We start from the raw sequence: 12,107 nt of genomic DNA on the forward strand, positions 1-12,107 counted from the left end.
TCTCGAGGCCAGTGCTGAAGCAGTTCGGGCCTCGACACGGCTGAGCAGCAGCGTCTCCAGCTACCGACACCGTCCCAACCAACGCTGCCATCACAACGGTGACCGCAGCGAGTGCGCGCGTTAGCCGACGTCCCATTGGGTCATCGCCCATGATGAGGTGGTCGGAGACCAGGATAAAATGGCGCCACAAGCTGGGTTCTTCTTCTCGGGGAAGCTTAGATCTTCGACCGGTTCGCCGCTTGCCGTGGTTAGCGTCAACGCGGCTTGAGTGATACTGAATGCAATTTCCGCCTCAGACCTTCTCGTTAACGGCGGGGATATGCCGTTTACGATGACATCTCCCCCCTGGTAGCGGTAACCCGCCTTGGCGTCCTCTTCGAGTTGATTCGACAATCCTATGCAGGTGTCGCAGGCCCTTCCGAACTGCTTCAAGTACCGGGTGTCCATGGATTCTTGGGCTGCGTTGTACAACCCGATGTAGTACCGCAGAAAGGCTTCGGCTCCGGCGGGCGTCTGCGCTCTTGCCTCGGCGGGCATGGGGAAGTCCGGTGGGCCGAGGGGTGGGAGCGTCTCGCTCGCGTCGGCGGAGGTCGGCGCGGCGCTCGGCAGCGTGTCGTTGGCCGGCGCCTTGCTCGAGCACCCCGTCAGCACCGCCAGCGCGATCAGCGCCCCCGCAGCTCCCCGCGCCAGCCGCATGCGTCATCCTCCGTCGTCCCCGCTCGGTTCCGGAAGACGGAGAGTACGCAGCTCAGCAGGCCCGGGCGTCCCTCGGAAGTACCACCTGTGGACGCTTGTGCTCTGAGTCCCCCCTGTACTCAGAGCACAAGCTTCCTCGAAAGCGCCCCTCCGGCTCGGCGCCGGCGCGCTCGAGCAGCACGGCGAGCGGGGTCAGGTGCGCTGGCGGGCCCGGTAGGCGGCGACCGTCGACCGGCTGGCGCACGTGTTGGAGCAGTACCGGCGGCTGGCGTTGCGCGAGGTGTCGACGTAGACGTTGCCGCAGCCCTCGGCCGAGCAGACCCCCAGCCGCTGCCAGCCGTGCTGGATCACCACCTGGGACAACCCCATCGCCACCGTCGTCGTCAGCTGCTCGAGAGCGCCGGCATCGGGGCGGGCGTAGTGCAGGTGCAGGTCGCCATCGTGATCGGTGGCGTAGGGCCGCGGCGAGGCCAGGCCGAGGAGGGCGTTGAGCTGGGCCTTCACCTCGTCCTCCCGGTCGGCCAGCGCCACGGCCCGGACGAGCTCGGAGATCTGCTCGATCTGCGTTCCGTCGTCCGCCGACAACGTGACCGCCGTCCCCGCGGTGAACCACTCGGCGTGGGCGTCCAGGAACGCAGGCACCCAGCCGGGAGCGTCGCGGTCGACGTTGGCCAGGTCGATGGCCAGTTCCACCGCAGTCGACCCGTAGGTGTCGTAGTTCATTTGACTCCCTACCCCTGTCTCCGTAGTCTCCCCGAGGTGTAGGCGGTCAACCGCCGTTGACCCCCTACGATTCCTCTTCGCTCGTCCTGAAGTGAGTTCGCCATGCGTTCGTACCTCCCCGTGTGGCGGTTGCCGTCCGCCCCGGTGCTCCTCGTCGCCGGCTTCGCCGGGCGGATGCCGTCGGCCATGGTCCCGCTCGCGCTGCTGCTCATGGTGCAGCAGCAGACCGGTTCCTACGCGATCGCCGGCGCCGTCTCCGCCACCACCGGCATCGCCACGGCGCTGACCGCCCCCGTCCTCGGCCGCCTGGCCGACCGGCGCGGCCCGCGCCCCATCCTGCTCACCCAGGCCGCCGCCTACCCGGTGCTGCTGGGCGCGCTGCTCGCCGTCGTCCTCGCCGGGGCGCCCACGTGGGCACTCCTGTGCGTCGCGGCGACCGCCGGGGTCAGCACGCCACTGGTGTCCGGCACCGTCCGGGCGCTGTGGTCCCGGGTCGATCCGCGGGTGCGGCCCACCGCCTACGCCCTGGATGCCACCGCCACCGAGCTGGTCTTCGTCGCCGGCCCCACCGCGGTCGCCGTCCTGGCGCTGCTCGCCGGCCCGGCCACCGCCATCGTCGCCGGCGCGGTCCTGGGCATGCTCGGTGCGCTCGGCATCACCACCAGCGCACCGATGCGCGCCTGGGTGCCCGTCGTCGCACCCGCCCGCCCGTTGCTCGCCACCGTCACCGCGCGTGGCATGCCCCGGGTGCTGGTCAGCGGCACGGCGCTGATGCTCGGCTTCGGCGCACTCGAGGTCGCCGTTCCGGCGTTCGCGGACGCCGCCGGCTCGCCCGGGATGTCCGGCGTCCTGCTCGCGGTCTGGTCGCTGGGCTCGACGGCCGGCGGCCTGTGGTTCGGCGCCCGGATGATCAGCGCCACGCTGCCCCGGCAGTACCGCTGGTGCCTGCTCGGCGTGACGATCGGGCTCGCCCCGCTGGCGGCCGTGCAGAGCCCCTGGGTGCTCGGCGTCTTGCTCTTCCTGGGCGGGACGGCGATCGCCCCCACCCTGACCGTGCAGAACGCGCTGGTCGGCTCGATCGCCCCGGCGTCGGCCACCACCGAGGCCTTCACCTGGCTCTCGACGGTGACGTTCGGCGCCTCCGCCGTCGGTGCGGCGATCGGCGGGGCGCTCGTCGAGACCCGCGTGGGCGTGTCCGGCACCCTGGTGCTGGCCACGGTCGCCGCCGGTCTGGCCGTCCTGGTGACCCTCGTGCCCGGTCGCCGGCCGGTGGTCGCGGTTGCGCCGCGGCGCGACGTCGTCCCGGCCTGACGCCCGGTCGGGACGACGGACGGCTTCCTCCCGCCGCCCCCCCGTTGGGAGCCGCCCCGGGGCGCTGGTAGCCTTCATCCTCGGTGGTTCCGGGGTAACCCGGTCCTCGGGAGGCTTCGCCTAGTCCGGTCTATGGCGCCGCACTGCTAATGCGGTTTGGGTTAATCCCCATCCCGGGTTCAAATCCCGGAGCCTCCGCGCGACAACTGAACACGCAGCACCAGGCGCCCGTAGCTCAACGGATAGAGCATCTGACTACGGATCAGAAGGTTAGGGGTTCGAATCCCTTCGGGCGCACGTCTGGTTGAGACAGCGCCGCGGCCCCGCCCTCCTCGGAGAGCGGGGCCGCGATGTTCTCACTGCGGAACGGGGTGGGCATGGCCCAGGAGCAGGACGCGGCCGGGATCGCCGTGCCCACGCAGCTGATCGAGCGGCCGGTTCGGCCCCTCGTCGGGCCTCGTCAGCTGGTGCGGGACCTGGGCACCCTCTACGCGGCCAACGGGTTCATCGGCTTGATCTTCGCCGCCACCGGCCCGGTCGCCGTCATCCTGGCGGTGGGCGCGGACGGGGGGTTGACCCAGGAGCAGCTGGCGTCGTGGATCTTCGGTGCCTTCTTCCTCAACGGCGTCCTCACCGTGCTGGCGTGCTGGCTCTACCGGCAGCCGCTGGCGTTCTTCTGGACGATCCCCGGCACCGTCCTGGTCGGCCCGGCGCTCGGTCACCTGACGTGGCCGCAGGTGGTGGGCGCGTTCTTCGCCACCGGCCTGCTGATTGCGGCGCTCGGGCTGACCGGCTGGGTCCGCCGCGCCATGGCGCTGATCCCGATGCCCATCGTCATGGCGATGGTGGCCGGGGTCTTCCTGCGGTTCGGGCTCGACCTGGTGCACTCGCTGCGCGACGACGTGGCCGTCGCCGCCCCGATGGTGATCGCGTTCCTGCTGCTGAGCGCCGTGCCGGCGCTCGGCCGGGCGCTGCCGCCGGTCGTCGGCGCACTGGTAGTGGGGGCGATCGCGGTGGCCCTGTCGGGGCGGTTCGATCCCATCGGCGCGGGGCCCGTGTTCGCGGCCCCGGTGCTCACGGCACCGGCGTGGTCGTTGCAGGCCCTGCTGGAGCTGGTCGTTCCCCTGGCGGTCACCGTGCTCGTGGTGCAGAACGGCCAGGGAGTGGCGGTCCTGCGGGCCGCGGGACACGCGGCGCCGGTGAACGCGGTCACGATCGCCTGCGGCGGCTGGTCGCTGCTCACGGCCGCCGTGGGCACGGTGTCCAGCTGCCTCACCGGGCCGACGAACGCGTTGCTGTCGGCGTCGGGCGAGCGGTCGCGCCACTACACCGCGGGCATCGTGTGCGGGCTGCTCGCCATGATCTTCGGCCTCTTCGCGCCGCTGTTCACCGGCCTGATGCTCGGCACCCCGACCGCATTCATCGCCGCCCTGGGTGGGCTGGCCATGCTGCGGGTGCTGCAGAGCTCGTTCGTCATCGCGTTCAGCAGCCGCTTCACCCTCGGCGCGCTGATCACCTTCGTGGTGACCGTCGCCGACGTGACGTTCCTCAACATCGGATCGCCGCTCTGGGGCCTCGTCGCCGGGCTCGCCGGCGCCTGGCTGCTCGAGCGCGCCGACTTCACCGCGCCGTGACGCCGCCCGGCCGGGCCGCGGCACATGACGATCTCGTGTAGATCCACCCGATCCGTGCATGACCGGGGCGGCACGTGGCAGACAGGAAGGCCGACGTCGGCCTGATCGGGGCCGGCGAACCTGGAAGCCGACCGAGGAGGACCCCCGTCGCTGTGCGCCCGAAGTCCGAGCACCCGCGGGGTCCCGTCGGTTCGCGGTCGTGGAAGCTGCCGACCGCGAACCGGGCGGCTCCGTCCCGGCGGCGCCGGGCCGGCTTGCTGCTGCGGCTGCTTCTCGCGGTCGTCCTCGCCGGTGCGCTGGTGGCCGGGGTCTTCGCTCCCTGGCTGGGGGGCGCGGCGGTGGCCCTCGGGCGCGGCGCCGCGCTGGTGCAGCCGCTGGAGACGGCGGCGGTCGACACCCGGCTGCCCGGGAACACCCGGGTGCTGGCCGCGGACGGCTCGCTGATCACCGAGATCTACCGCCGCAACCGGCACCCGCTCACCCCGGACCAGATCGCGCCGGTGATGGAGCAGGCGCTGGTGGCCATCGAGGACGCGCGGTTCTACGACCACGCCGGCGTCGACGCCCGGGGGATGGCCCGCGCGCTGATCCGCAACCTCGCCGCCGGGGAGGTGACCGAGGGCGGGTCGACGATCACCCAGCAGCTGGTCAAGCAGCTGCGGCTGCAGCGCGCCCAGGACGCCGAGGGCCGGCAGGCGGCCACCGCCGACACCGTCGGGCGCAAGCTCACCGAGGCGCAGATCGCGCTGGCCGTCGAGCAGGCGTACAGCAAGGACGAGATCCTCACCCGCTACCTCAACACGGTGTACTACGGCAACGGCGCCTACGGGATCGCCGCCGCGGCCCGCACCTACTTCTCCACCACCGCCGACAAGCTCACCCCGGCGCAGGCGGCGCTGCTGGCCGGCATCGTCCGCAGCCCCACCATCTACGACCCGGTGACGGCGCCCGAGCGCGCGATCGACCGCCGCAACCTGGTGCTGAGCCGGATGCTGGACGTCGGGTTCCTCGACCCCGCCGCAGCGGCGGCCGCCCGCGCCGAGCCGCTCGGCCTCGTCCCCGGCGGGAGCCCACCCAACGGCTGCACCGAGGCGCACATCGGCGGGTTCTTCTGCGGCCACCTGCTGCGGGTCCTGGCGGAGCAGTACGGACTACCGCTGCGGCGTCTGCAGGCCGGCGGGCTCACCATCCAGACCACCCTGGACCCGGCGGTGCAGTCCGCGGGGGACGCCGCGGTGCGGGGCACGCTGGCCATGGGCGACCCGCGGGCCGGCATCTTCGTGGCGCTGCAGCCCGACACGGGCCGGGTGCTCGGCATGTCGGTGAACCGGGTCTACGGGCTCGACGAGAACGATCCCGCGCAGACCACGGTCGACCTGCCCGCCGTCGCCGGGCAGGGCGCGGGCTCGACGTACAAGGTCTTCACCGCCGCGGCGGCCATGGAGCAGGGCTACGGCCTCAGCTACACGCAGAGCACCTCGGACCCGTACTCCTCCCGGGTCTACCGGGACGGCGACGAGCCCTACGAGGTCGAGAACGCCGGCCGCTACCCCCGCCGCCTCGACATGGAAGAGGCGCTCTACCGCTCCTCCAACACCTACTTCCTCGCCCTGGAGGACGCGCTGGGCAGCGTCGAGGGCCCGGTCCGGACGGCGCAGCGGATGGGGCTGTCCAGCCTCGACCCGATCGCCGACCAGGTGATCGCGGAGAACCGCGGCTCGTTCACCTTCGGCGCCGAGCCGACCAGCCCGCTGGCCCTGGCCAGCGCCTACGGGACGCTGGCCGCCGAGGGCACCCACTGCGAGCCCCGGCTGGTCGAGGCGATCCTCGACCGGGCCGGCCAGCCGCTGACCCGGGACGACGGCCAGCCCCTGGTGCCCGGCCCCCAGTGCGAACCGGCGCTCGAGCCGGGCATCGCCAACACCCTGACCCAGGCGCTGCGCAAGGACGTCGAGCCGGGGTACCCGGGGCAGACCGGCCGGCGGGCGTACGTACCCGGCCACCAGATCGCCGGCAAGACCGGCACCACGCAGGACAACTACTCGGTGACCTTCGTCGGCTACACGCCGCAGTACGCGGCCAGCGTGATGGTTTACGACCCGGTGGAGAACCGCGACGTCGGCGGCTTCGGCGGCGGCAAGGCGGCGACCATCTGGCACGACGCCATGGCCCCGATCCTGTCCGGCGTCCAGCCCGTCGCCTTCCCCCCGGCCGACCCGGCCTACGTGCGGGGCACCCGGACCACCCTGCCCCGCGGATGCATCGGCGCCACCGTCGGGAGCTGCCGGTCGCTGATCAGCGGTGCGGGCCTCGAACCCCGGACGGTGCTGGTGGACGACGACCTGCCGCGCGGCCGGGTGCTCGCCACCGACCCGCCCGCCGGACGGCCGATGGACGTCGGCCAGCAGGTGACGATCCTGGTCAGCAACGGCTCCGAGTACGTGCCGCCGTGGCCGCGGCCGCGGCCGCCCGAGCCCGAGCCCGAGCCGCCCGCTCCCGCGCCCGCGCCCGCCCCGGAACCCGCGCCCGAGCCGGCGCCGGCCCCGGCACCCGAGCCCGCCCCGGAGCCGGAGCCGGAGCCGGAGCCGGTTCCCGAGCCGGCCCCGGCGCCCGAGCCCGAGCCCGCGCCGGGGGAGCCCGCGCCGGACGAGGCCGAGGCCGCCCCGGCGGCGGCCGGGGAACGCGCGGCAGCGGCGGAATCCGCGGTCGCAGCGGCGCGCTCGTCGGCGCCGGGAGCGCGCGCCCCGGACGAGGCCGCGCAGGACGAGGCGTCGCCGGACGAGGCCGCGCCGGACGAGGCCGCGCAGGACGAGGCCACGCAGGACGAGGTGGCGCCGGACGCGGCCGCCCCGGAGACCGAACCCGCGCCGGAAGGGGGCGGGGAGGAGGCGGATCGACCGGCGTCGCCCGAGGGTGGCACGGCCGAGCCGGCCGACGAGTCCGCGGCGCCGGAGGAGGACACCTCCGCCGACGCGTGAGCCCGGCTGGAGAGGATGTGGGGGCGGGGGGCCGGTCCTGACGGTCTGGCCGCGTTGGTCGGTCCCTCCAGCACTGGAGGGCCATTGGTAGCCGGCTTCCCCCGCCCGTTCCCACTGTGACCCAGCACACACGTGTCAGTCAAGGGCGGGCGGGCGAGCCGCCGGCGGCGCGGGAGGCCGTCAGCGGCGCCGGAGGACCTCGCGGGAGAGCTGGTCGACCGCGGTGTGCCCGGTCAGCCCCAGGGTCAGGTCGAACTCGCCGACCACGTCCTCGACCACCTGCCGCACCCCCTCCTCGCCCGCCACGCCCAGCCCCCAGGCGAACGGCCGGCCCAGCAGCACCGCCCGGGCGCCCAGGGCGAGGGCGACGAGCACGTCGGCGCCGCTGCGCACGCCGCTGTCGAACAGCACCGGGATCCGGTCGTCGACGGCGGAGACGACGTCGGGCAGCGCGTCCAGGGCGGCGATCGACCGGTCCACCTGCCGGCCGCCGTGGGTGCTCACCACCAGGCCGGCCACGCCCTCGTCGACCGCCCGGCGCGCGTCGTCGGGGTGCAGCACGCCCTTGAGCACGATCGGCAGCGAGGTACGGGCGCGCAGCCAGGCCAGGTCCGCCCAGGTGATCGACGGCCGGGAGTAGATGCCGAGGAAGGTCTCCACCGCCGCGCGGGGAAGCGGTGAGCGCAGCGCCTCGGACAGCGGCATGCCGGTGGCGGTCGACCAGGCCCGGGCCATCCCGACCAGCGCCCGGACAGCGGCCACCGTGGGCCGCTGCCGGTCCACCGCGCCCGCGGCACCGGTCGGCGGGGTGCCGCCCGCGGCCGCCCGCTCCGCCACCAGCCGGCGGAAGACCGGGTCGGAGGTGTACTGCGCGATGCCCTTGCCGAGAGCGAAGGGCAGGTGGCCCAGCTCGAGGTCGCGCGGGCGCCAGCCCAGCATCGTGGTGTCCAGGGTGACGACGACGGCCTCGCAGCCGCTGGCCTCGGCCCGGCCCAGCAGGCTCTCCACCAGCTCGTCGGACGTCGACCAGTACAGCTGCATCCACCGGGGGCTGTCGCCCATCGCCGCGGCGGTCGTCTCCATCGGCACCGACGCCTGGTTGGAGAAGACCATCGGCACGCCCACCGCCGCGGCGGCCCGGGCGACGGCGAGGTCGCCCTGCGGGTGCACCAGCTCCAGGGCACCGACCGGGCCGAGCAGCACCGGCGCCGGCAACCGCCGTCCGAACAGCTCGACCGAGGTGTCCCGCCGGCTCACGTCCCGCAGCACCCGCGGCACCACCGACCAGGCGTCGAACGCCGCCCGGTCGGCCCGCTGGGTGGCCTCGTCGCCGGCGCCCCCGGCGACGTAGCCGTAGGCGCGGGCGTCGAGCCGGCGGCGGGCCTCCCGGGCCAGCGCGCGGTAGACGGTCGGCACCCGGGGCCGGTGGCCGTAGACCCCGGCCCGGTACACCGTGTCCTGCCGCCGCCGTCCGGTTCCTGCCGCTGAGGTCACGCCGGCCACCGTAGTGAGCCACTCCTCGCGGTCGGAACGGCTCGTGCGGCCGGCCTCACTGACGCGTCGCTGCGTCTTCAGTTCGCTGGTGGGCCGTAATTGACTCTCGCGCCGTCTTCGCTGTCCAGGAACCACCAGGCCGAGATGGCTGAACGACGCACGGACAGGACGTCGATGTCTGCAGTGGACTCGTCGAGGACGAGTTGAACCTGACGCATCACAACGGTGCTCGGTTCGGTCAGCTCGCGGTAGAAGGGTGCGAGGTCGGTATCGGCGATGGCGTCGACGGACGGGGGCGTCGGGGCTTCGAAGTATCGGTTGACGACCTCACGGTCTTCCGCCGCCTGGGTCTTTCGTTGTTCGGCGTGACGTTTGAATGTCTCGCCGAACGTCGTCCTGACGTCGTCTTCCCACTCGACGGCGAAGGTGTCCAGTGGCCTCTGAAGAGCCGTTGTAGCAGCATCCGTCAACGCGTCCGGATCGCTCAGCACCCCGCGGATGACCCGGCCGTCCACCAAGAGGCCGACGGCCACCGGGAGACCCGAGCTGACGACGGCGAGCAGGTTGAACACGCGATCGGTATCACCACCGCTGAACCATGCGCGGTCCAGGCGCTTGCTGACCGGATCCTCAGACCGCACGGTTGGTCAACCGCCTCGCCTGCGAGAGGTCGGGGCTGGGCGCCTGCACCCCGCGGATGTCCAGCACATTCGACCGCGGTCGTGCCCCAGCCTCGAGCCTTTCGACTACCCACGCCCTCATGAGCGCCGACGGCGTGGTGCCCCGTTCAGCTGCCACGGCCCGGAGTTGATCGATGCGGTCGAGGGGAATGCGGACCGAGTAGACCTGCGCAGGGTTGCGGGCAGGCGGAACCGGGATCGCCGGTCCGTCATCGTCGTCAGCTTCGAGTGCCGCAAGGGCGGCGACCATCTCAGCGTCCCGTCGGCTCATTCCGATTCCGTTCTCCGTGTCGTCGCTGGTCACTGCTGTTGGCCAAGGCTGCAGACCCGACCTGCCAAGTCGCATCACGAGGATCGTCAGACCACAACCAGACCTTGAGCAATCGTGGTCCGCCAGGGACGGCTGCGCTCGTCCCTACGACCTTCAGGGAGGCCGTTTCCTCGGAGCCCGTCATCGCTAGGCGGACCATGCGGTCCTGGGACAGCGCCGCCTCGGTGACCCACTCGGGCTCGAGGTCGAGGTCGCCCGGTTGTCGAGACGATCGAGTCCGGATGTGCTGAGCTGCTTCTGCGGACCACTCCACGGCATCGATCCTCAACTCCTCCAGGGGCACGCCCTTGTAGGTCAGGCCTGCCACGGTGCCAGTATTACAACGTAATACGTTGCTGTCGACTGCCTCCTCGGGATGCCGAACTCCGGCGTGGCGGAGTCGTCGTGGAGCGACGACGGGATCGCCGGCCTGCTCCGCCGGCCGCGACACGCCGCCGGACCCGACACGCCGTGACACGCGTGGGGCTGGAGTGACGGAGCGAGAACTCTGAGGCGATGCGACACATGATGGGAGGCGTTCCTGGGCAGTCAGTCGGCCACCCGTGGAACGCCACTCACCGACATCCACCAGCGACGCACCAGGACGGGAGGCGTGTGCCGACGACCCACCAGGCCGCCCGCCCGGCCGGCCGTCGCCGGGCGCCGCGGACGTCTGCGGCCGTGGGAGCGCTGCTGCTGGCCGGGGTGGCGCTCGCCGGGCCGGCCGCCGCCATCGAGGACCCGCGCCGGCCGGTCGCCGAGGTCACCCACGGGCCCAGCTGCGGCCCCGGGGTCGTGCGTGTCCAGGTGGCCAACGGCAACCAGCCGCACCGGGTCGCCCTCGTCTTCGACGGGACGGTCGTGCAGGACGTCGCCGACCTGGAGCCCGGTGACCGGGTGGAGCTGGGGAGCGCCGACGTCGGCTGGGGGAGCACCGTCCACGTCGCCGTCACGGTGACCGACGCCGCGGGCGAGGCGCAGCTGCCGCTGGACTTCGGCACCTACACCCGGCCGAGCAAGGCCGACTGCGACGCGCTCGTCCCGCGGCCGGGGCCCGTCGGGCCGCTGCCGGACGCGGTGGCCCCGGCCTCCCCCGGGTCGCCGCCCGCCGGCGGGGCGAAGGCGCCGGCGCCGCTGCCGCCGATGGGTGCCGGCGGACCGTCGCCCGTCCCCGGCCAGCTCGTTCCCGGACCGCACGCGGTTCCGGTCGGTGACCCGGCACCGGCTTCCCTGCCGGAGCAGGTGGTCGCCGCACCGGTGGCGCCCGGCGGGGTGGTCACCGTCCGCGGGAGCGGCTTCACCCCCGGCGAGGCGGTCGACGTCTCGCTGGACGGCGTCGCCGAGCCGCTGGCCACCGTCGTCGCGGCACCCGACGGGACCGTCGAGGCGATCGTGCAGGTTCCGCGCGGGGCCGAGCTCGGCTCGGTCACCGTGCACCTGGTCGGCCGGAGCTCCTCGGCCACCTCCGGGCTCGACCTCCAGGTCGCCGCTCGCCAGCAGACGCTGGCGGCGTCGTCGGCACCGGTGCCGGCGTTCGCCGCCGGGGCCGCCCTGCTGGTGGCCAGCGTCGGGCTGGGGATGGCCGCGGCCCGCCGGCCGCGGACCGTCTCCGCCCATTCGGCCGCCCCCACCCGGCGACGCTGAGCCACCCGCACCCAGGAACAGCAGAGAGGACGATGGACCAGACCTCCCGGAACGATCCCCGGCACGCCGTCCCCGACGACGCGGCGCCGGCCCGTGGCGTGCCCCGCGACGTCCGCGGGCTGGCCGCCGCCGGCCCCGGCGCCCCGGAGACCTGGCTGCGCATCGTCCAGGTCCACGACCGGATCACCCGGCGGGTCGACTCCGCCCTGCACCGCCAGCACGGGATCTCCCTGACCGGGTTCGAGGTGCTGCGCCGGATCGCCGACTCCCCGCAGGAGCAGGCGTCGATGAGCGACCTGGCCGAGGCGGTCGGGTTGTCCCGCCCCGGGATCACCAGCACGGTGACCCGGCTGGTGGAGGAGGGCCTGGTCACCCGCGAGCGCGGCGACGCCGACCGCCGGCTGCTGCACGCCCGGCTCACCCCCGTCGGCCGGGACCGCGTGCAGGGGGCCCGCGCCACCCACGACGACCTGCTCGCCCACCTGCTGACCCTGCTCGGCGACGACGCCGCGGCGGTCACCGACGCGCTGGCCCGGGTGTCCGCGGCGGCGCGCCGCACCCGCTGAGCCCGGTCACCCGGCTGCCGCCGTCCCGAACACTTAAAGCCCGTAGTGTTTGGCTGGTGATCATCCGGGTT

General features: G+C 73.5%; 10 protein-coding genes and 2 tRNA genes. 7 read left to right on the forward strand and 5 right to left on the reverse strand.

The genetic code is table 11. The features are described 5' to 3' along the window. Window positions 1-120 precede the first annotated feature (120 nt). Both ACYVG5_RS10785 and ACYVG5_RS10790 read right to left on the reverse strand, forming a co-directional pair. The gene (locus ACYVG5_RS10785; RefSeq protein WP_222047536.1) at window positions 121-696 is read right to left on the reverse strand and encodes a DUF6318 family protein; all 576 of its coding nucleotides are present in this window, start codon (window positions 694-696) and stop codon (window positions 121-123) included. Window positions 697-888: 192 nt separating this feature from the next. After that, window positions 889-1,419 carry a CGNR zinc finger domain-containing protein gene (locus tag ACYVG5_RS10790; protein ID WP_222047533.1) on the reverse strand — a complete coding sequence of 177 codons (531 nt, stop codon included), beginning with the start codon at window positions 1,417-1,419 and terminating at the stop codon, window positions 889-891. Window positions 1,420-1,521: 102 nt separating this feature from the next. Between ACYVG5_RS10790 and ACYVG5_RS10795 the strand changes: the two genes are divergently transcribed. The 5 genes from ACYVG5_RS10795 to ACYVG5_RS10815 all read left to right on the forward strand — a co-directional run bounded on the left by ACYVG5_RS10795 (window position 1,522) and on the right by ACYVG5_RS10815 (window position 7,342). Next, entirely contained in the window at window positions 1,522-2,730 is a 1,209-nt protein-coding gene (locus ACYVG5_RS10795) for an MFS transporter (protein WP_222047530.1), read from the forward strand. Window positions 2,731-2,839: 109 nt separating this feature from the next. Continuing rightward, window positions 2,840-2,928 (forward strand) — tRNA-Ser (locus ACYVG5_RS10800). 26 nt (window positions 2,929-2,954) lie between these two features. Further along, window positions 2,955-3,027 (forward strand) — tRNA-Arg (locus ACYVG5_RS10805). A 53-nt stretch (window positions 3,028-3,080) separates the two neighbouring features. Further along, complete coding sequence (locus tag ACYVG5_RS10810) at window positions 3,081-4,364, forward strand: benzoate/H(+) symporter BenE family transporter (protein ID WP_222047527.1); 1,284 nt, start codon at window positions 3,081-3,083, stop codon at window positions 4,362-4,364. Window positions 4,365-4,516: 152 nt separating this feature from the next. Beyond that, the gene (locus tag ACYVG5_RS10815; protein WP_460683169.1) at window positions 4,517-7,342 is read left to right on the forward strand and encodes a penicillin-binding protein; all 2,826 of its coding nucleotides are present in this window, start codon (window positions 4,517-4,519) and stop codon (window positions 7,340-7,342) included. A 180-nt stretch (window positions 7,343-7,522) separates the two neighbouring features. On the opposite strand, the gene ACYVG5_RS10820 is transcribed toward ACYVG5_RS10815, so the two are convergent. From ACYVG5_RS10820 to ACYVG5_RS10830, 3 genes are all read right to left on the reverse strand, one after another. After that, window positions 7,523-8,836: an alpha-hydroxy-acid oxidizing protein gene (locus tag ACYVG5_RS10820; protein ID WP_222047524.1), complete on the reverse strand. Its 1,314-nt coding sequence runs from the start codon at window positions 8,834-8,836 to the stop codon at window positions 7,523-7,525. 77 nt (window positions 8,837-8,913) lie between these two features. Then, a complete protein-coding gene (locus ACYVG5_RS10825) occupies window positions 8,914-9,477 on the reverse strand; it encodes a hypothetical protein (protein ID WP_222047521.1) in 564 nt (187 codons plus the stop codon). Continuing rightward, on the reverse strand, window positions 9,467-9,820 hold the full coding sequence (locus tag ACYVG5_RS10830; RefSeq protein WP_222047518.1) for a hypothetical protein: 354 nt from the start codon (window positions 9,818-9,820) through the stop codon (window positions 9,467-9,469). Before ACYVG5_RS10830 ends, ACYVG5_RS10825 begins: the two co-directional genes overlap by 11 nt. Before the next feature lie 621 nt (window positions 9,821-10,441). On the opposite strand from ACYVG5_RS10830, the gene ACYVG5_RS10835 reads away from it, so the two are divergent. Together ACYVG5_RS10835 and ACYVG5_RS10840 are read left to right on the forward strand one after the other, a co-directional pair. After that, on the forward strand, window positions 10,442-11,470 hold the full coding sequence (locus ACYVG5_RS10835) for a hypothetical protein (protein WP_222047515.1): 1,029 nt from the start codon (window positions 10,442-10,444) through the stop codon (window positions 11,468-11,470). Between the two features lie 32 nt (window positions 11,471-11,502). Next, window positions 11,503-12,036 carry a MarR family winged helix-turn-helix transcriptional regulator gene (locus ACYVG5_RS10840; RefSeq protein ID WP_222047512.1) on the forward strand — a complete coding sequence of 178 codons (534 nt, stop codon included), beginning with the start codon at window positions 11,503-11,505 and terminating at the stop codon, window positions 12,034-12,036. Window positions 12,037-12,107 lie beyond the last annotated feature (71 nt).

The sequence above is a fragment of the Modestobacter lapidis genome, assembly GCF_054780755.1.

Bases quoted from the DNA above. Each gene is read 5' to 3' on its own strand.
- ACYVG5_RS10785 (WP_222047536.1), bottom strand. From the start codon at position 696: ATGCGGCTGGCGCGGGGAGCTGCGGGGGCGCTGATCGCGCTGGCGGTG.
- ACYVG5_RS10790 (WP_222047533.1), bottom strand. From the start codon at position 1,419: ATGAACTACGACACCTACGGGTCGACTGCGGTGGAACTGGCCATCGAC.
- ACYVG5_RS10795 (WP_222047530.1), top strand. From the start codon at position 1,522: ATGCGTTCGTACCTCCCCGTGTGGCGGTTGCCGTCCGCCCCGGTGCTC.
- ACYVG5_RS10810 (WP_222047527.1), top strand. From the start codon at position 3,081: ATGTTCTCACTGCGGAACGGGGTGGGCATGGCCCAGGAGCAGGACGCG.
- ACYVG5_RS10840 (WP_222047512.1), top strand. From the start codon at position 11,503: ATGGACCAGACCTCCCGGAACGATCCCCGGCACGCCGTCCCCGACGAC.